Source organism: Methylobacterium sp. Leaf456, assembly GCF_001425465.1.
In the GTDB taxonomy this organism is placed as follows: Bacteria; Pseudomonadota; Alphaproteobacteria; order Rhizobiales; family Beijerinckiaceae; genus Methylobacterium.
This window is the reverse complement of record NZ_LMQV01000043.1, coordinates 487,746-507,087: the sequence shown is the minus strand read 5'-3', so window position 1 is coordinate 507,087 and position 19,342 is coordinate 487,746. Positions and strand designations below refer to the sequence as shown.

17 protein-coding genes are annotated in these 19,342 nt (G+C 70.7%); 9 read left to right on the top strand and 8 right to left on the bottom strand.

The window, feature by feature from the left end:
* Positions 1 to 19: 19 nt before the first annotated feature.
* Together ASG52_RS23805 and ASG52_RS28550 are read right to left on the bottom strand one after the other, a co-directional pair.
* A complete protein-coding gene (locus ASG52_RS23805; RefSeq protein ID WP_082552714.1) occupies positions 20 to 916 on the bottom strand; it encodes a DMT family transporter in 897 nt (298 codons plus the stop codon).
* Positions 913 to 1,044: a hypothetical protein gene (locus ASG52_RS28550; protein ID WP_286159154.1), complete on the bottom strand. Its 132-nt coding sequence runs from the start codon at positions 1,042 to 1,044 to the stop codon at positions 913 to 915. The genes ASG52_RS23805 and ASG52_RS28550 overlap by 4 nt, the downstream gene beginning before the upstream one ends.
* Before the next feature lie 131 nt (positions 1,045 to 1,175).
* On the opposite strand from ASG52_RS28550, the gene ASG52_RS23800 reads away from it, so the two are divergent.
* Complete coding sequence (locus ASG52_RS23800; protein ID WP_056248735.1) at positions 1,176 to 2,570, top strand: aminotransferase-like domain-containing protein; 1,395 nt, start codon at positions 1,176 to 1,178, stop codon at positions 2,568 to 2,570.
* 162 nt (positions 2,571 to 2,732) lie between these two features.
* Here ASG52_RS23800 and ASG52_RS23795 read toward each other — a convergent pair whose 3' ends face one another.
* Positions 2,733 to 3,500, bottom strand: coding sequence for a Bax inhibitor-1/YccA family protein (locus ASG52_RS23795; RefSeq protein WP_056248732.1), 768 nt, complete (start codon positions 3,498 to 3,500; stop codon positions 2,733 to 2,735).
* A 220-nt stretch (positions 3,501 to 3,720) separates the two neighbouring features.
* Positions 3,721 to 6,303 carry an ABC transporter permease gene (locus ASG52_RS23790; RefSeq protein ID WP_056248729.1) on the bottom strand — a complete coding sequence of 861 codons (2,583 nt, stop codon included), beginning with the start codon at positions 6,301 to 6,303 and terminating at the stop codon, positions 3,721 to 3,723.
* 184 nt (positions 6,304 to 6,487) lie between these two features.
* Here ASG52_RS23790 and ASG52_RS23785 point away from each other — a divergent pair, with 184 nt between their 5' ends.
* From ASG52_RS23785 to leuB, 8 genes are all read left to right on the top strand, one after another.
* Positions 6,488 to 7,225, top strand: a complete 738-nt coding sequence (locus tag ASG52_RS23785; RefSeq protein ID WP_056248726.1) for a pyridoxine 5'-phosphate synthase — start codon at positions 6,488 to 6,490, stop codon at positions 7,223 to 7,225.
* Positions 7,226 to 7,510: 285 nt separating this feature from the next.
* Positions 7,511 to 7,918, top strand: a complete 408-nt coding sequence (acpS, locus tag ASG52_RS23780) for a holo-ACP synthase (RefSeq protein ID WP_056248724.1) — start codon at positions 7,511 to 7,513, stop codon at positions 7,916 to 7,918.
* Positions 7,919 to 8,060: 142 nt separating this feature from the next.
* Entirely contained in the window at positions 8,061 to 8,861 is an 801-nt protein-coding gene (gene lepB, locus ASG52_RS23775; protein ID WP_056248722.1) for a signal peptidase I, read from the top strand.
* A gap of 64 nt (positions 8,862 to 8,925) precedes the next feature.
* On the top strand, positions 8,926 to 9,696 hold the full coding sequence (gene rnc / locus ASG52_RS23770; protein ID WP_056248721.1) for a ribonuclease III: 771 nt from the start codon (positions 8,926 to 8,928) through the stop codon (positions 9,694 to 9,696).
* On the top strand, positions 9,689 to 10,633 hold the full coding sequence (gene era, locus ASG52_RS23765; protein ID WP_056248719.1) for a GTPase Era: 945 nt from the start codon (positions 9,689 to 9,691) through the stop codon (positions 10,631 to 10,633). The genes rnc and era overlap by 8 nt, the downstream gene beginning before the upstream one ends.
* 203 nt (positions 10,634 to 10,836) lie before the next feature.
* On the top strand, positions 10,837 to 11,754 hold the full coding sequence (locus ASG52_RS23760; protein WP_056248717.1) for a class I SAM-dependent methyltransferase: 918 nt from the start codon (positions 10,837 to 10,839) through the stop codon (positions 11,752 to 11,754).
* On the top strand, positions 11,751 to 12,479 hold the full coding sequence (locus ASG52_RS23755; protein WP_056248714.1) for a pseudouridine synthase: 729 nt from the start codon (positions 11,751 to 11,753) through the stop codon (positions 12,477 to 12,479). Before ASG52_RS23760 ends, ASG52_RS23755 begins: the two co-directional genes overlap by 4 nt.
* Before the next feature lie 233 nt (positions 12,480 to 12,712).
* A complete protein-coding gene (leuB, locus tag ASG52_RS23750; RefSeq protein WP_056248713.1) occupies positions 12,713 to 13,825 on the top strand; it encodes a 3-isopropylmalate dehydrogenase in 1,113 nt (370 codons plus the stop codon).
* 63 nt (positions 13,826 to 13,888) lie between these two features.
* Here the strand turns inward: leuB and truB are convergent, their stop codons facing one another.
* The 4 genes from truB to ASG52_RS23730 form a co-directional block, all read right to left on the bottom strand.
* Positions 13,889 to 14,917, bottom strand: a complete 1,029-nt coding sequence (truB, locus tag ASG52_RS23745; RefSeq protein WP_056248710.1) for a tRNA pseudouridine(55) synthase TruB — start codon at positions 14,915 to 14,917, stop codon at positions 13,889 to 13,891.
* A gap of 115 nt (positions 14,918 to 15,032) precedes the next feature.
* A complete protein-coding gene (gene rbfA / locus ASG52_RS23740; RefSeq protein WP_056248707.1) occupies positions 15,033 to 15,461 on the bottom strand; it encodes a 30S ribosome-binding factor RbfA in 429 nt (142 codons plus the stop codon).
* 97 nt (positions 15,462 to 15,558) lie between these two features.
* Positions 15,559 to 18,546, bottom strand: coding sequence for a translation initiation factor IF-2 (infB, locus tag ASG52_RS23735; protein ID WP_056248705.1), 2,988 nt, complete (start codon positions 18,544 to 18,546; stop codon positions 15,559 to 15,561).
* On the bottom strand, positions 18,547 to 19,338 hold the full coding sequence (locus tag ASG52_RS23730) for an RNA-binding protein (protein WP_156384107.1): 792 nt from the start codon (positions 19,336 to 19,338) through the stop codon (positions 18,547 to 18,549). It lies immediately after the preceding gene.
* Positions 19,339 to 19,342: the final 4 nt, after the last annotated feature.

Here is a 19,342-nt window from a genome sequence, read left to right as displayed (position 1 = left end):
GGCGGCCCGAAGCGATCCCTCACGCCGCCCGGCGCGCACCCGCCACGCAGGCCACCACGGCCAGCGCGGCGATCACCATGGCGGGCTCGATCCGCTCGCCGAGCAGCAGGGCGGCCAGAGCCAGCCCAAGAAAGGGTTGGAGCAGTTGGAGCTGCCCCACCGCCGCGATGCCGCCGCGGGCGAGCCCCCGGTTCCAGAACACGAAGCCGATCAGCATGGAAAACAGCGAGACGTAGCCGAGCCCGGCCCAGGCTGGGCCCGGAATGCCGGAGACGTGCGGCGACGCGAGCCACCACGCCAGCGGCAGGGTGACGGGCAGCGCCGCGACATTCGCCCAGGCGATCACCGGCCAGCCGCCGAGCCGGCGCGACAGGCGCCCGCCCTCGGCATAGCCGAGCCCACCCGCCACGATGGCGGCGAGCATCAGCAGGTCGGCGGGTTCCAGGCTGACGCCGCCGCGGAGCGCAAAGCCGGCGACGATCGCGCTGCCGAGGCACGCGAAGAGCCAGAACCGGCGCGACGGCCGCTCGCCGGCCCGCAGCGCGCCGAAGCCGGCGGTCGCGAGCGGCAGCAGACCGATGAAGACGATGGCGTGGGCGGATTCGACCCGCATCAGGGCGAACGCCGTCAGCAGCGGAAAGGCCAGGACCACGCAGAGCGACAGCACGCCGAAGGCGGCGATGTCGCCCCCCGCCGGGAGCCGCGGCCGGACGATGGCGAGCAGGGCCGCCGAGGCGAGGCCGGCCAGCGCCCCGCGGGCCGATGTGAGGAACAGCGGATCGAACCCGGTGAGCGCGAGCCGCGTGGCGGGGAGCGAGCCGCTGAAGATCGCCACGCCGATCAGCCCGTCGAGGAGCGCGCCGGTCGGGCGTGCACTCGGCGGCGCATCGAGCGCCGCGGCGACGGGCCGGCTCACGCGAACGGCACGATCAGCGGCAGGGCGAGGATGGCACCGGCGGCCAGCACGACGGCGTCGCGGACGCGGCGGGCCAGGAAGGCGAGGGATCCGGCCTTCTGGGCGGACACGTCGTCGGTGAAGGTCATGGGGGTCTCCTGTCGGTTGCGATGAGGCGGCCTCGGTATGCCGCCGGATGCCCTGTCCCGACAGGGACGATTACAGTACAATTCCGATGAACTGTCCGGGACATCGGCCGGTACGGTTCGGAGGATCGATCATGACGGAGCTGCCGCGGGAGACGGGCCTCAGCCGGGTCGAGGCGGTGATGCGGGCGATCGAGGCGCGCATCCAGAGCCGCGCGCTCGGGCCCGGCGCCCGCCTGCCCTCGGTGCGGGCCTTCGCCGAGAGCATGGAGGTGTCGAAATCGACCGTGGTCGAAGCCTATGACCGGATGGCGGCGCAGGGCGCCATCGTCTCGCGCCCCGGCTCGGGCTTCTACGTCGCGGCCCGCGCCGAGCCGCTGAGTCTGGCCGCACTCGGGCCCCGCCTCGACCGGGCGGTGGACCCGGTCTGGATCACCCGGCAATCGCTGGAGGCCGGGCCCGACCATCTCAAACCCGGCTGCGGCTGGCTTCCCCCCGACTGGCTTCCCGAGGAGGCGCTACGCCGGGCGCTGCGGCAGGTGGCGCGGCGCAGCGAGGCGGTGCTGTTCTACGACACGCCGCAGGGCCACGCGCCGTTGCGCCAGCTCATGGCGCGGCGGCTGACCGAGCGCGGCATCCTCGCCCATCCCGATCAACTGGTGCTGACCGATTCGACCACGCAGGCGCTCGACCTGACGCTGCGCTTCCTCACCGAGCCCGGCGACACGGTGCTCTTGGACGATCCGTGCTATTTCAGCTTTCAGGCGCTCGCCCGCGCCCACCGGCTGCGGATGGTCGGCGTGCCGTTCGGGCCGGAGGGGCCCGACCTCGCCGCGTTCGAGCGGGTACTCACCGAGCACAAGCCGCGGCTCTACGTCACCAATTCCGGCCTGCACAATCCGACCGGCGCGACGCTGACGCCGATGGTGGTCCATCGCATCCTGCGGCTCGCCGAGGTGCACGGCACCCTGATCGTGGAAGACGATGCCTATGCCGATTTCGAGGTCGAGCCGGGGCCGCGGCTCGCGGGCTTCGACGGGCTCGACCGGGTGATCCATGTCGGCGGTTTCTCGAAGACGCTCTCGACCGGGGTGCGGGCCGGCGTCGTGGCGCTCCGCGGCGACTGGGTGGAACGGCTGGTCGATCTCAAGCTCGCGGTCTCGCTCAGCGACGGGCATCTCGCGGCGGCGACGATCCACCGCTTCCTCAGTGAGGGCAGCTACCGCCACCATCTCGACGCGCTCCGCACGCGGCTCGCCGACCAGCGTGGCCGGGTGGTGCAACGATTGGGCAAGGCCGGGCTCACCGTGCCGTTCGTGCCGACCGGCGGCATGTTCCTGTGGGCGCGCCTGCCGGACGGGCTCGACGCCGCCGACATCTCCCGCCGGGCGCTGGCGCGGGGCGTCGTGCTGGCGCCGGGCAACGTCTTTTCGCTCAGCCAGGGCGCGGGCGACTTTTTGCGCTTCAACGTTGGGCAATGCGGCGAACCGCGGGTGTTTTCGGAGTTGGAGCGGGCGATGGCGGGGTGAGGTCTGCCGACGGTTCCCGATGACACTCCGCCGTCATTCCGGGGCCGCGGAGCGGAACCCGGAATGACGGGCGTGGTCGGTGCGGCGAAGAAAGGCACCCAGACAACGAAAAAGCCCCGGCCTTTCGGCCGGGGCTCTTCCTCATCTCAGTCTGCGGTTCGCTTAGCGGCGGTCGCCGAGGAGCGAGAGCAGGAACTGGAACATGTTGATGAAGTCCAGGTACAGCGTCAGGGCGCCGTTGATGGACATCTTGGCCGCGCCCTCGGCGTCGAGGCCGCTGTAGAGGAACATCTCTTTGAGCTTCTGCGTGTCGTAGGCGGTGAGGCCCGCGAAGATCAGCACGCCGAGCGCCGAGATCGCGAATTGCAGCGCGGAGGACGCCAGGAAGATGTTGACGATCGAGGCAATGATCAGGCCGATCACACCCATCATCAGGAACGTGCCCATGCCCGACAGGCTACGCTTGGTCGTGTAGCCGTAGAGGCTGAGCGCGCCGAAGGTCGCCGCCGTGATGAAGAATACCCGGACCACGCTGGCGCCCGTATAGACGAGCAGCAGGGTGGACATGGAGGCGCCCATCACCGCCGCGAAGGCCCAGAACGTCGTCCGCGCCGAGGCGGCCGACATCCGGTCCATCCGGAACGAGAAGACGAAGATGAAGGCGATCGGCGCCAGCATCAGCACCCACTTGAACGGGCTGGTGTAGAGGAACTGGCCGAACGGCGTGAGCGCGACGCGGCCGGTGCCGGTCTGCGCGACGGCGGCCATGTTGAGGCCCAAAGCCACGAGACCGGAGATCCCGAGGCCGACGACCATGTTGTTGTAGACGCCCAGCATGAAGCTGCGCAGGCCCTGGTCGATCTCGACCTGGGAGCCGGCGTATCCCTGCGGCTGAGCACCGTAGCGGAACGGGCTGTTGTCGAATGCCATGAAAGTTTCCCTTGGAAGCTCCCGGCGCGGGATCGATACGAGGTCCACGCGCGAACCCCGGCGCGTCGGGCGCGCCTCGCCGGGGAATATGTTCGCTCCGACAGTCTCAGACAAGAGGGCGCTGAAGCTTCGGCCCAAGATTTCAAGTCGTTCTGCGCGCGAAAGTTTTTAACCAAAGACCGGGATTAAAGCTTGTCTTGCGCCGTTGGCGAAACATAATTCAAAACTGACGCAGATAGGGTGCCGGCTTCTGGCCGAGGATGCGCCACGTGCCGGCAAGGCCCACGATCACCGCGAAGGCGACGGCGATGGCCGCCACCATCAGGGCGCCGGCCGGATCGGGCCGGAAATCGAGCCGCATCACCCGTGCGACGATGCCCCAGCCGGCCAGCGTTCCGGCGACGATGCCGAAGACGGCGGTGACGGCACCCAGCGCACCGTATTCGAGGATGTAGGCCAGGAGAAGCCGTTTGCGCGTGGCGCCGAGCACTTTGAGCACCACCGCGTCGTAGAGCCGGGCCCGGTGCCCGGCGGCGAGCGCGCCGGCCAGCACGAGCAGGCTCGTCAGGATCGCCACCACGCTGGCGCCGCGGATCGCCAGCGTCAGCTTGTGGACGAGGTCGTTGACGGCATCCAGCGCGTCCTTCACCCGCACGCTGGTGACGGAGGGGAACGCCTTGGCGGCGTCGCGCACGATCTCGGCCTCCAGCTTGGGCTCCGGGCCGTTCGGCAGCGTCAGGGTGGCCAAGTCCGCATGCGGCGCCCCGCGAAAAGTGCCGGGGGAGAACACCATCACGAAGTTGATGCCGAGCGAGCGCCACTCGACCTTGCGGAGGTTGGCGACCTTCGCGGTGATCGCGCGGCCGAGCACGTTGACGGTGACGCTGGAGCCGACGGTGAGGCCCAGCGCCCGGGCGGCGTCCGACTCGAACGAGACCAGCGGCTGCTTGGCTTCTTCCGCGTTCCACCACTTTCCGTCGAGGATCTGCGAGCCCTCGGGCAGGATCTCGGCGTAGGTGATGCCGCGGTCGCCGTCGAGAATCCAGGCGGCGTCCTCCGGCGGCTTGATCTGGCCCGCGGGCGTGCCGTTGAGCGCGGTGATGCGGCCCCGCATCATCGGTACCCGCTCGATCTTGGCGTCCGGCGCGCGCGAGCCGAGGAAGGCCGAAAAGGCCTCCGCGTCGCGCGAGGGCACGTCGAGGAAGAACAGGCTCGGGGCGCGGCCCGGAAGCGAGCTCTCCAACGCGCGGGTGATGTTGGCGTCGATGGCGCCGAGCGTCACCAGCAGCGTCGTGCCGAGGCCGAGCGAGAGCACCACCGCGGGGGTGAGCGCGCCGGGGCGGTGGAGGTTGGCGAGCGCCATCCGCGGCGCCATCGCCCGCGGGCGCGGCAGGCGGGCGGCGAGCGCCATGATGCCGGAGGCGACGAGCCGCAGGCCGCCGAAGGCCAGCGCGGCGGCGATCATGAAATACAGCGCCACCTTCCGGTCGAAGGCGGTGGCGAGCGCAAGGCCGGCCAGCGCCAGGAGCGCCAGCGCCAAACCGACGAGGTAGCGTGTGCGCGGTCGACGGCGCTCGGGATCGACGCCGTCGCGAAACAGGCTCGCCACCGGCACGTCGTGGGCGCGGCCGAGCGGCAGGATCGCGAAGGCGAGCGCGGTGAGCAGCCCGTAGGCGGCGGCGAGGGCGAGGCGGCCCGGCGCGATCTCGGGATCGAGCGGCAGCGGAAGCTGGTCGCGCAAGGCAAAGTCGAGGAGGAACGGCAGCGCGGCGCCGAGCATCAGCCCGAGCACGGTGCTGAGCGACGCGATCAGCATCACCTGCACGAGGTAGAGCCCGACCACCTGCGAGCCCGGCGCGCCGACGCTCTTCAGCGTCGCGATGGCGCCCCGCCGGCCATCGACGAAGGCCCGCACGGCGTTGGCGACGCCGACGCCGCCGACGATGAGAGCGGTGAGTCCGACGAGCGTCAGGAACTGGGTGAAGCGCTCGATGCCCTTGGCGAAGCGCGGGTCGGCGTTGGTGCGTGCGCGCATCTGAAAGCCCGCTTCGGGCAGGGCCTTCTGGATCGCGGCATCCGCGGCCGTCAGTTGCGCGTCGTCGAGGCCGGGGAGTTGGAGGCGGTAGCTCCACTGGTTGAGGCTGCCGGGCTGGATCAGGCCGGTGGCGCGCAACGCCGCCAGCGAGATCATCAGCCGCGGGCCGAAGCCGACGCCTGCGGCGATCTTGTCGGGCTCCGACACGAGCGCGGCGCGGATCTGAACCGGGAAGCCGCCGAGCGTCACCCGGTCGCCGGGCTTGAGATCGAGCCGGGTCAGGAGCGCCGGATCGGCGACCGCGCCGTAGGTTCCGTCGCGCTCGGCCAGGAGTTCGGGCAACGGCTTGGCCGGATCGGACTCGAGCGCGCCGACCGCCGGATACGACGCATCGACCGCCTTCAGCTCGACCAAAGCCGCGCCGTCGCCCGCCACCGCCATGGCCCGCAGCGTCGCGACTTCGGAGAGCGGCCCCCTCTCGGCGAGCGCCGCGCGCTCGGCGGGCGAGGCCTCGCGATTGACGAGCGAATAGGTGAGGTCGCCGCCGAGGATCCGTCGGCCCTCGCGCCCGAGCCCGCCCGAGAGCGAGGCGGCGATCGAGGTGACGCCGCTGATCGCGGCGACACCCAGCGCGATGCAGGCGATGAAGACGCGAAAGCCCAAGAGCCCGCCGCGCAGTTCGCTCAACGCCAAGCGCAGGGTCAGCGGCAGCCGGGAGGCGGCCGGCCGGCTTTTCGGGGAATCCGGCCGGGACAACGTGCCGTGCATGCGCGCTCGATCGGTTGGGCTTCCGGCCGGAACGGCCGCGCCTCAATCTGGGCACTTCCGCCGCCCGCGCAACCGCGCCCGCCGCCGCAGCCCGTGGCGAAGTCCCGCTTCCGAGCCGCTTCCAAGCCCCGGCGGCAGCGGCTAAACCGGCGGCCCAACCCTTTATGAGCGGGCAAGAGAAGCCGTGTCGTCCCTGCGCCTGGGCGTGAACATCGATCACGTCGCCACCGTCCGCAACGCCCGCGGCGGGTCCATGCCCGATCCGGTGCGCGCCGCCCAAGAGGCCGTGGCGGCGGGTGCCGACGGCATCACCGCGCATCTGCGCGAGGACCGCCGCCACATCCGCGACGCCGACATCGCCGCCCTGAAGGCGCTGCCGGTGCCGCTGAACCTGGAGATGGCGGCGACCGACGAGATGGTCGGCATCGCGCTCCACACCCGGCCGCACGCCGCCTGCCTCGTGCCGGAGAAGCGCGAGGAGCGCACCACCGAGGGCGGGCTCGACATCGTCGGCGGGCGCGAACACCTCGCGCCCCGCATCGCGACGCTCACGGAGGCCGGCATCCGCGTCTCGCTGTTCGTCGAGCCCGACGAGGCGGTGATGGACGCGGCCCACGCCCTCGGGGCGCCCGTCGTCGAGCTGCACACCGGCAGCTATTGCGAGGCGGCCGTGGCGGGCGACGCCCCGCGCGTGGCGCACGAACTCGACCGGATCGTGCGCGCCGCCGCCCACGGCGCCGGGCTCGGCCTCGAAATCCATGCCGGCCACGGCCTGACGCTGGACAGCGTCGGCCCCGTGTCGGCCGTGCCGCAGCTGCGCGAGCTGAACATCGGCCACGCGCTGATCGCCGAGGCGATTTTCGTCGGCTTGCGGCAGGCGGTGCACGACATGCGGGCGGCGATGGATCGGGCGCGGCGTTAATCGGATAGCGATGGGCCTCTCGGACAAATCACCGAACCGACCGCGCATCCCCCTCTCCCCGCACGCGGGGAGAGGGCTTCATGCCCCCTTGTCGGGGTATGAAGCGAGCCGGCAGGCGATGGTGAGGGGGCGCAGCCGAAAGAGTCTCACTCGTCCACGCCCCCTCACCCTCGCTCCGGCTTCGCCTCCGCTTCCTGCATGGACGACAAGGTCCATGCAGGCCTCTCCCCGCGTGCGGGGAGAAGGGCAGGGTGCCTCATCCTTTCTCAGCGCGCCGGTTTTCCTATGATCCTCGGCATCGGCACCGATCTCTGCGACATCCGCCGGATCGAGAACTCCCTCGAAAAATACGGCGAGCGCTTCACCCACCGCGTCTTCACCGAGGGCGAGCGGGCGAAGTGCGACCGGCGGGCGGCGCGCGCGCCGTCCTATGCCCGGCGCTTCGCCGCCAAGGAGGCCTGCGCCAAGGCGCTCGGCACCGGCATCGGCCAGGGCGTGTTCTGGCGCGACATGGAGGTGGTGAACCTGCCCGGCGGGAAGCCGACGCTGCGGTTGACGGGGGGTGCGCAGGAACACCTGTCGCGCATGGTCCCGGACGGCTACGAGGCGCGGCTGCACATCACGCTCACCGACGAACCGCCCCTGGCACAAGCCTTCGTGATCATCGAGGCGGTCCCGGCGGCCAAGCCCTGATCTGAATACACGGCTGAGCCGGCTTATCCTCGCGTTGCGGGCGGGCCGCGCATGGTCTAGACCCCCGGCCCAGCAGAACGGTTGCGCGATGGGCGGTCATGGGCCGGGCGTCGGCGTGTAAGGCTGCGAAGGCAACGAAATCATGGAACCCGCACGCGTGGATCGCGACAGCAAATCGGAGATCCGGGCGGCGGAACCCGGCACCTGGGAGAGCATCCGCGAGACCGTGAAGGTCGGCGTCCAGGCGCTGCTGATCGCGCTCGTGGTGCGCACGCTCCTGTTCCAGCCGTTCAACATCCCCTCGGGTTCGCTGATCCCGACGCTGTTGATCGGCGACTACCTGTTCGTGTCGAAATACACCTACGGCTACTCGAAATACTCCCTGCCGCTGTCCGAGTACCTGCCGTTCGAGGCGCATGGGCGGATCTGGGCGGCTGAGCCGAAGCGCGGCGACATCGCCGTGTTCAAGCTGCCGAAGGACAACGCCACCGACTACATCAAACGCGTCATCGGCCTGCCCGGCGACAAGATCCAGATGATCGAGGGCGTGCTCAACATCAACGGCAAGCCGGTCAAGCGCGAGCGCATCGCCGACTATGAGACCCTCGACGCCTTCGACCAGACCGTGAAGGTGGCCCAGTACACCGAGACCCTGCCCGGCGGCGTCAGCCACAAGGTGATCGAGCGCGACGGCGACCGCGGCTTCTGGGACAACACCACGGTCTACACGGTGCCGGACGGGCACTATTTCATGATGGGCGACAACCGCGACAACTCGACCGATTCGCGCGATCTTTCCAGCGTCGGCTACGTGCCGTTCGAGAACTTCGTCGGCCGCGCCGAGATGATCTTCTTCTCGATCGACGAGCGCACCCCCGCTTGGCAGCTCTGGCGCTGGCCCGCGGATGTCCGCTGGAACCGCCTCTTCACGACGATCCACTGACGACTATCTGCACGTTCGTGACCGCGGCATCGACACAGAACCCCGCTCCGGCGGGCGGGCGGCGTTGAGCGCGCCCGACGAGGGCGCCCCGCGCTCCAGCCGTGCCCGGCGGGCGCAGCGGCCGCGGCCGGGCCTCGACGTGCTGGAGGCCCGCATCGGCCACCGCTTCACCGACACCGCGCTGCTGCCGCTGGCGCTGACCCATGTCAGCAAGGCCGGCCATACCGGCCGGGTCGGCAGCTACCAGCGCCTGGAATTCTTGGGCGACCGCGTGCTGGGCCTCGCCATCGCCGAGAGCCTCTACACCGCCTTCCCCGAGGCCGAGGAGGGCGAGCTGTCGCGGCGGCTCGCCGGCCTCGTGCGGCGGGAGACCTGCGCGGCGGTGGCCGAGGCCTGGGAGGTCGGCCCCCATCTCAATCTCGGCCCCGGCGAGGTCCAGACCGGCGGGCGGCGCAATCAGACCATCTTGGCCGATGTCTGCGAGGCGATCCTCGGCGCGGTGTTCCTCGACGCCGGCTACGGGGCCACCAAGGTCATCGTGCAGGCGGCCTTCCGCCCCGGCGAGGTGACCGGCGCCCCGCGCGGGCGCGACGCCAAATCGTCGTTGCAGGAATGGGCGATGGCGCGCAGCCTGCCGATCCCGTTCTACGAGGTGGTGGACCGTTCCGGCCCCGACCACGCCCCGGTCTTCCGCATCGCCGTGCGGGTCGATGGCATCGAGCCGGGCTTCGGCGAGGGCAATTCCAAGCGCGTGGCCGAGCAGGAGGCCGCCCGCGCCGTGCTGGCCCGCGAGGGCATCGGCGGCACCCAGGATCAGGACAATACCCATGGCTGAGGACGACACGACAGGCGGACCGCACGAGCAGAGGCAGCCGCAGGACACGCGCGCGGGCTTCGTCGCGCTGATCGGCGTGCCGAACGCGGGCAAGTCGACGCTGCTGAACGCGCTCGTCGGCGCCAAGGTCTCGATCGTCTCGCGCAAGGTGCAGACGACGCGGGCGCTGGTCCGCGGCATCGTCATGGAGGGCGTCGCCCAGATCATCCTGGTGGACACCCCCGGCATCTTCGCGCCGAAGCGCCGCCTCGACCGGGCGATGGTGCATTCGGCCTGGAGCGGCGCGGCCGACGCCGACGCGGTCTGCCTCTTGGTCGATGCCCGAAAAGGCGTGGACGAGGAGGTCGAGACCATCCTCCGCCGCCTGCCCGAGGTGAAGCGGCCGAAAATCCTGATCCTCAACAAGATCGACCTGATCCCGCGCGAGCGCCTGCTGGAACTCGCCGCCAAGCTCAACGAGTTGGTGCCGTTCGAGGACACGTTCATGATCTCGGCGCTCAAGGGCGATGGCATCGCGCGCCTGCGCGACGCCCTGGCCCAGCGGATGCCGCCCTCCCCCTGGCTCTACCCCGAGGATCAGGTCTCGGACGCGCCGCTGCGGATGCTGGCCGCCGAGATCACCCGCGAAAAGATCTACGACCGGCTGCACGAGGAGCTGCCCTACCGCTCCACCGTCGAGACCGATCAGTGGCAGGCCCGGCCCGACGGCTCGGTGCGGATCGAGCAGACCATCTTCGTCGAGCGCGAGAGCCAGCGCTCGATCGTGCTCGGCAAGAACGGGCAGACCATCAAGGCGATTGGGCAGGCCGCGCGCATTGAGATTTCCGAGGTGGCCGAGGCCAAGGTCCACCTGTTCCTGCACGTGAAGGTCCGCGAGAACTGGGCCGACGACCCCGCCCGCTACCGCGAGATGGGGCTGGAATTCCCGACGGGCTGATTTTCCCCTTTTTCGATCCCCCTGCCTCCCAACCATTCCCCTCATCCTGAGGTGCCGCGCAGCGGCCTCGAAGGAGGGCTCCAGAAAGCTCCGCGCGAACTGGAGCCCTCCTTCGAGGCAGCGCTTCGCTCCGCACCTCAGGATGAGGGGGCGGGTGGGAGGATGGAAAAGCGAAAAACCCCAAAGCCAGATGATGCGAGTCCATGTCCGCCGCCCCTGACGCCATCGTCCACGGCCTGCCCCTTCCGGAACTCGTCGCCGTGCCGGAGGGCGCCGCGCAGGTCTCGCCGCTGATCCCCGGCTCGGCCCGGCTCGAGGACATCGCCCCCGACAGCCTGGAGAATGCGGTGCTGCTCGCGCCCCCCGGCACGGTCGAACGCCGCTACGTCGTCGCCCTGGCGCTGCGGGCCCTGAAGCCCGGCGGGCGGCTCACCGTGCTGGCGCCGAAGGACAAGGGCGGCACCCGGCTCGCCAAGGAATTGCGCGGGCTCGGTTGCGCGATCACCGAGGAGGCCAAGCGCCATCACCGCATCTGCGCCGTCACGCGCCCCACCGCGCCCGCGGGCCTCGACGAGGCGATCCAGGCGGGGCGCCCGCGCCACATCGACAATCTCGGCCTCTGCACCCAGCCCGGCATCTTCTCCTGGGACCGGCTCGATCCCGGCACCGCGCTGCTGCTGCGCCATCTGCCGGCGCTGTCGGGCAAGGGCGCCGATTTCGGCTGCGGCCTCGGCATCCTCTCGCGCGCAGTGCTGCACTCCGAAAAGGTCAAGTCGCTCGCGATGATCGACATCGACCGTCGCGCCGTCGAGATGGCCCGGCGCAATGTCGGCGAGGCCCGCGCCACCGCGCATTGGGCGGATCTGCGTGGGTCCGAGCCGGCGCTGACCGGCCTCGACTTCGTCGTCACCAACCCGCCCTTCCACGACGGCGGCGCCGAGGATCAGGCGATCGGCAAGGCCTTCATCGCCCGCGCGGCCGGCGCCTTGCGCAACGGCGGCACCCTCTACCTCGTGGCCAACACCCACCTGCCCTACGAGGCGCCGCTCCGGGCCGCCTTCAAGACGGTCACGCCGACGGTGACGGAAGGCGGCTACAAGCTGTTCGAGGCCCGCAAATGAAGGCCCTGCGCCTCGACCGGCTGCTGGCCAATCTCGGCTACGGCTCGCGCCGGGAGATCGAGGGCTTGGCCCGTGCTCGCCGCATCCTGCGCGACGGGGCGCCGCTGACCGACGCCTCCGCCCGCATCCCGCTCGATCCCGACCTCCCCGCCCGCATGAGCGTGATGGGCGAGCTGCTCGATCCGCTGCCGGGCCTGTGCCTGATGCTGCACAAGCCGCTGGGCGTCACCTGCTCGCACAAGGAAGCGGGGCCGCTGGTCTACAGCCTGCTCCCCGAGCGCTGGCGCCGCCGCGACCCGGCGCTGTCCACCGTCGGCCGGCTCGACAAGGAGACCTCGGGCCTCCTGTTGCTCACCGACGACGGCGCCCTGCTGCACCGGATCATCGCGCCCAAGGCCAAGGTCGCCAAGCGCTACCGGGTGACGCTGGCTCGCCCGCTCCAGGGCGACGAGGCCGCGATCCTGTCCTCCGGCGAGTTGATGCTGGAAGGCGAGGATCGGCCGCTGCTGCCGGTCGAGATGGAACCGCAAGACGCCACCCACTGCACGGTGACGCTGCACGAGGGCCGCTACCATCAGGTCCGCCGGATGTTCGCCGCCCTGGGCAACCACGTCGATGCGCTCCACCGCGACAAAGTCGGTGGGTTGGCGCTGTCGGACGACCTGGCGGCGGGTGAGTATCGGATTTTGGGGCCGGACGAGATCGCGGCGATTTTTTCCCAATAAGCCACCGTCATTCCGAGGCGCCACAGGCGAACCCGGAATCCATCCGTGATGCGACGCTGTACGAACCGTCGCGGCCGGTCGTGGATTCCGGGTTCCGCTACGCGGCCCCGGAATGACGGCGCAGGGAATCGCTGCCGAGCGGCAACGCCGCCCTCTCACCGGTGCGACTTGCGGCAGGATCGCCGCACCGATAAGGCGCGGGGCATCCTGCCAACCCGATCCCCAAGGCCGCCATGTCCACCTACAAGCTCCTGCTCCTGCCCGGCGACGGCATCGGCCCCGAGGTGATGGCCGAGGTCGAGAAGGTGGTGGCTTGGCTCGGGAAAGCGGGGCTGGCCTCGTTCGAGACCGAGCGCGATCATGTCGGCGGCTCGGCCATCGACGCCCACGGCAAGCCGCTCTCCGACGAGACGCTGGCCCGCGCCGACGCCGCCGACGCGATCCTGCTCGGCGCGGTCGGCGGCCCGAAATGGAACGGCATCGCCTACGACCTGCGCCCGGAGGCCGGCCTGCTGCGCCTGCGCAAGGATCTCGGCCTGTTCGCCAACCTGCGCCCGGCGATCTGCTACCCGGCGCTGGCCGAAGCGTCGGCGCTCAAGCGCGAGCTGGTCGAGGGGCTCGACATCATGATCGTGCGTGAACTCACCGGCGGCGTCTATTTCGGCGAGCCGAAGGAGATCACCACGCTGGAAGACGGCTCGAAGCGCGCCGTCGATACCCAGGTCTACACCACGGCCGAGATCGAGCGGATCGCGCATGTCGCGTTCGACCTCGCCCGCAAGCGTTCGGGCCGGGTGGCGTCGGTGGAGAAGAACAACGTGATGAAGACCGGCGTCCTGTGGAAGGAGATCGTCACGAAGGTCCATGCCGAGCATTATGCCGAGGTGGAGTTGGAGCACGTGCTCGCCGACAACTGCGCCATGCAGCTGGTGCGGCGTCCGAAGCAGTTCGACGTGCTGGTGACCGACAACCTGTTCGGCGACGTGCTGTCGGATGTCGCCGCGATGCTGACCGGCTCGCTCGGGATGCTGCCCTCGGCCTCGCTCGGCGCCGTCGATGCCCGCGGCACCCGCAAGGCGCTCTACGAGCCGGTCCACGGCTCGGCCCCCGACATCGCCGGCAGGGGGTTCGCCAACCCGATCGCGATGATCGGCTCGCTCGCCATGTGCCTGCGCTACTCGTTCGGCCTGGGCGAGGCCGCCGAACTCGTGGAGGGGGCGATCACCAAGGCGCTGGCCTCGGGCGCCCGCACCCGCGACATCGCCGGCGAGGGGCAAGAGGCGATCAGCACGGCGCAGATGGGCGACGCGATCGTGCGGGAATTGGAGATCGCACGCGGGGTTTGATGAAGCGCGGGACTGCCCCTCTCCCCGCGTGCGGGGAGAGGGGATGCTAAAAACCCAAAAGAATCAGGTCCGCGGCTGCGGGGCGGTTCCGCCGAGGTGAAACACCCGGTGCGGCACCAGTTCGCCGCGCTCGACGTCGCCGACCGCGACCAGCACGCCGCCGCAGGTCGCGTAGGCCTTGCCGGCCATCGGAGCGTCCTGGCCGCGCAGGATCACCGGCTGGCCGCGCATCAGGCGCAGGCCCATGTCGCGGCTCACCGCCACCGACGGCACCTCGTCGAGGGCCGTCTCGACCGGCTTCAGTTGCGCCTCCGTGCTCTCCTCCAGCGACGCGACGGAGCAGGAATTCGCCTCGTCGAACGGGCCGACGCGGGTGCGGCGCAGGGCCGAGACGTGGCCGTGGCACCCAAGCATCCGGCCGAGATCGCGCGCCAGCGCCCGGACGTAGGTGCCCTTGCCGCACTCGGCGGCGATGATGGTGCGGTCGCCGCTATGCTCGATCACCGAGAGGTGGTCGATCTGCACCGTGCGGGCGACGAGCTCCACGATCTCACCGTCGCGGGCGAGGTCGTAGGCGCGCTCGCCCTGGATCTTGATGGCGGAAAAGCGCGGCGGCACCTGCTCGATCTCGCCGACGAAGGTCGGGAGCGCGGCCTCGACCGCCTCGCGGGTCGGGCGCTCGTCGCTGGTGGCGACCGGCTTGCCCTCGGCGTCGTCGGTGTCGGTCTCGACGCCCCAACTCACCTCGAAGCGGTAGGCCTTGCGGCCGTCCATCACGAACGGCACCGTCTTGGTCGCCTCACCCAGCGCGATCGGCAGAATCCCCGAGGCCAGCGGATCGAGAGTGCCGGCGTGACCGGCCTTCTTGGCGTTGAACAGGCGCTTCACGATGGCGACCGCCTGCGTCGAGGTGATGCCGACGCCCTTGTCGAGCACGACCCAGCCGCTCACGTCGTTCTTCTTCGGCCGGTCGTGGCGCGGGCGCCCGCGCTGGGGCCGGCGGCCGGAGCGCGGCGCGTCGGGGCGGCGCGCCTCGCCGCGCGGGGCCTGCGGCGCCTCGTCCGACGATGGGGGAGAGATTTCGTCCTGCATCCTGTCCTCGGTCGACGGGGGTTTTTCGGGAAGACTCGTCCCGTCATCGGGCCTCACGCGGAGGCCCGGATTTCTGCAAAGGGGAAGGCCGGTCCGTGCCGGCCCGCTTTTCGGATCAATCGTCCGCGGACGAATCCGTTTCGCCGTCTCGCGGCGCGCTCTCAAGGTCCCGCTGAACCTTGTCGCTTCTGAGGAGCCGGTCGATCCGGGCGGCCTCGTCGAACGTCTCGTCGCGGAGGAAGCGGAGTTCCGGCGCGAATTTGAGGTTCACCCGCCGGGCGACTTCCTGGCGCAGGACCTTCCGGTTGCGCTCGAGCGCAGCGATCACCGGTGCTTCGTCCTGGCCGCCGAGCGGCATGACGTAGGCGGTGGCGAGCTTGAGGTCGGGCGACATGCGCACCTCCGGCACGGTGACGATGTGCGAACCGAGCACCGGGTCCTGGATGTCGCCGCGTTGGAGCACCTCGGCGAGCGCGTGGCGCACGAGTTCGGCCACGCGCTGCTGGCGCTGCGAGGGGCCGGACGGGGTCTGTTTCTGGGCCATGTCGTTCTAACGGAGCCGGAGGCTCGTGGTGAAAGGAAAGGGGCCGCGGCTCTCGCCGCGACCCCGCTTTCCGAAGGGCAGTGAGGCGGGCGCCGCTTTAGAGCGTGCGCTTGATTTCCTCGATGTTGAAGCACTCGATGAAATCGCCGACCCGCATGTCCTGGTAGTTCTGGAAGGACATGCCGCACTCGTAGCCAGCCGTGACTTCCTTGGCGTCGTCCTTGAGGCGCTTGAGCTGCGACAGGCGGCCCTGGTGGATCACCACGTCGTTGCGCAGCAGGCGGACATGGGCGCCGCGCTGGACCACGCCCTCCATGACGCGGCAACCGGCGATCTTGCCGACCTTCGACACGTCGAAGATCTGCAGGATCTGCGCCTCGCCGAGCTTCTCCTCGCGGAGCGTCGGCGGCAGCATGCCCGACAGCGTGGCTTTGATGTCGTCTACGAGGTCGTAGATGATGCTGTAGTAGCGGATCTCGGTGCCGTCGCGCTCGGCCGCGTTGCGGGCTTCCTTGTGGGCCCGCACGTTGAAGCCGATCACCACCGCCTTGGAGGCGTTGGAGAGCGTGATGTCCGACTCGGTGATGCCGCCGACCCCCGACAGGAGGATGCGCACGCCGACCTCGTCGTTGCCGAGCGCCGTGAGCGCGCCGACGATCGCCTCGACCGAGCCCTGCACGTCACCCTTGATGATGATCGGCAGTTCCTTGCGGTTGGCGCCTTCCTTGGCCTCGCGCATCATGTCGACGAGCGAGCGGTTGGCACCGCCCGTGCGGGCGTTCAGGCGCTCGCGCTTGATGCGGGCGCGGTACTCGGTGACCTCACGGGCACGGGCCTCGTTCGCCACCACGATGACGCGATCACCGGCATCCGGCGTGCCGTTGAAGCCGAGCACCTCGACCGGGACCGATGGGCCGGCATAAGGCACGTGCTTGCCGGTGTCGTCGATGAGGGCGCGGATGCGGCCCCACTCGGCGCCGGCCACGACGATGTCGCCGGTGAACAGCGTGCCGCGCTGGACCAGGACCGTGGCCACGGGGCCGCGGCCGCGGTCGAGCTGGGCCTCGATCACGGTGCCTTCGCCGTCGCGCTTCTCGTTGGCGCGCAGGTTCATGATCTCGGCCTGGAGCTGCAGGCCCTCCAGCAGGTCCGGCAGACCGTCGCCGGTCTTGGCCGAGACCTCGAATTCGAGGGTCTCGCCGCCCATCGACTCGACTTGGATATCGTGCTGGAGCAGTTCGGTGCGGACCCGCTGCGGGTTCGCGTCCGGCTTGTCGATCTTGTTGATCGCGATGATGAGCGGGACGCCCGCCGCCTTGGCGTGCTGAATCGCCTCGACGGTCTGGGGCATCACGCCGTCATCGGCCGCCACCACGATCACGACGATGTCCGTCACCTTGGCGCCGCGGGCGCGCATGGAGGTGAAGGCCGCGTGGCCGGGGGTGTCGATGAAGGTGACGAGGTCACCCGACGGCGCCGACACCTGATAGGCGCCGATGTGCTGGGTGATGCCGCCGGCCTCGCCCTCGACCACGTTCTCCTTGCGGATCGCATCGAGCAGCGAGGTCTTGCCGTGATCGACGTGACCCATGATCGTGACGACCGGGGGACGCGGCTCCAGATCCTCCTCCAGATCCGGCTCGTCGGAGCTGAGTCCCTCCTCGACATCGGACTCGGCGACGCGGCGGACGGTGTGGCCCATCTCCTCGGCGATGAGCTGAGCCGTGTCCGAATCGATCACGTCGGTGATCTTGTGGATCTGGCCCTGCTTCATCAGCAGGCGGATGACGTCCACGGCCCGCTCCGACATGCGGTTGGCGAGTTCCTGGATGGTGATGGTCTCGGGGATCGTCACGTCGCGGGCGATCTTCTCCTTGGCTTCCTCGTGCCGGTGCCCGCTCATCCGCTGCTGGCGGCGGCGGAAGGCGGCGACGGAGCGCGTGCGCTCGTCCTCGCCCGAAGTGGCGTTGGCGATGGTGAGGCGGCCGCGGTTGCGGTCGCCGCCCGGCGACTTCGGCGTCTTGGGCGGCGTGATGATCTTGAGCGGCATGCCCGGACGACGGATCACGCGCTTGGTGTCCGACTCGTCCTCCATCGCCGGAGCGCCGGGGCGCGCGGCGGGACGGGCCGCCCCCGCACCCGCGGGGCGGGCGGCGGTGGTCGGCGTCGGCGCCTTCTCGGGCTCGGGGGCCGGAGCGGGCTTGGCCATGAAGTTGAGGTCGCGCGGCTTGCGCGTGTCGGCCGTGAGGACGCGGCGCGGCTCGGCGGGCGGCTGCGGCGTGACCGTGCGCGGGCCAGCCGAAGCCGCCGGACGCGGCGCACCCGGACGAGCAGGCGCACCCGGACGCGCCGGGGCGACGCCCGGACGAGCCGGAGCGGCAGCCGCACGGGCCGGGGCTGCCGGACGCGCGGCCGCGGGCCGTGCCGGAGCGGCAGGGGCCGGACGGGCGGGCGCGGCAGCGGCTGCGGCAGCGGGCGCCTCGGCGGCCGGGGCCGTGGGCTGAGCAGCCGGCGCAGGGGCCTCGACCGGAGCGGCGGCGGCGCGGGCAGCCTCTTCCTCGGCACGACGGCGCGAATCCTCGGCGGCCTTGCGGCGGAGTTCGTCCTCCTGGCGGCGACGGTCCTCCTCCTCGCGGCGGCGGGCCTCCGCGGCCTCCCGCTCGCGGCGCTCGGCCTCTTCGCGCTCCTGGCGGGCCTTGATCTCGGCCTCGGCGCGGGCGCGGTTCTCGGCCTCGCGGCGCTGGGCGTCGGCCAGCGCGCTGGCGCGGGCATCGCGCTCCTGCTCGCTCAGCGTGCGCAGCACGACGCCGGAGGCGGAGCGGCCGGAAGACCGGGCCGACGGGGTCGGCGCGGGTGCGACCGAGGCCGGACGCGGCGGCGGCGCCGCAACGGGCTCGCGCGGCGCGACCGCTCCGGGGGCGGCGCCGATCGTGCGCCGCTTCACCGTCTCGACCACGACGGACTTCGACCGTCCGTGGGAGAAGCTCTGACGCACGGTCCCCTGCTCGACCGGACGCTTCAGCGACATCGGCTTCGAGGGGGCCCTGTTCTGCGTCTTGTCACCCGGATTGTTCGTATCGCTCATTCAGTCTGAACCCTGAGGGCTTCCATCGTCAGCGCGGCCGGCGGCGGGCGCGCCCGGCCGAGTCAACGTCATTACATCGTCGTGCGAATCGAAGGCAGTCGCGCCGGCACCGGGCGGGGCGTCCACCTTGGACGCCGACGCCACACCTTCGAAGGCCCGGAACCGACGCCAACGCGCGAGATAGCCGGTGGTGCCGGCTCCCGCGACGAGGGCAGCGTGTATCACATGATCCCGCCCCAAGGCCATGTCCAATTCGACGTTGGACAGGTCATCGATGACGGGAATTGCCGATATGGCCTCGCCATGGCGCCGACGCAAGGCCGCCGCGAGCTTGCGGCGCCCGTCCGGCATGGCGTCGGAGGCGTGAATCAGCGCGGCGACGCTCTCGGCCCCGAGAATCGCCGACTCGACCTTGCCGAAGCCGGTGACGAGGCAGCCGGCCTTGTTGGCGAGCGCCAGCGCCTGCCGCATGTCGGTGCGCAAGCCCTCGGCGACGCGCTCGGGCAGGTCGGGCGGGGCGCTCGCGCCGTTCGTCTTGAAGGCGCGGTTGAAGGCGCGGCGCTTCACCGCCGCGGCCACCGTCTCGCGGTTGGCCGTGACCCAGGCGCCGCGGCCGGGAAGCCGGGCGCGCAGGTCCGGCACCACCGTGCCGTCGGGACCGAGCACGAAGCGAATCATCGCCTCGGGCGATTGGGTGAGCCGGGTGACGATGCAGGTGCGCAGGGGATCGCGACCGCGGGCGGGCCCACGGTCGAGGGGAAGCGCCTCCTCGGGCGCCTCCTGCCTGTCGATGCTC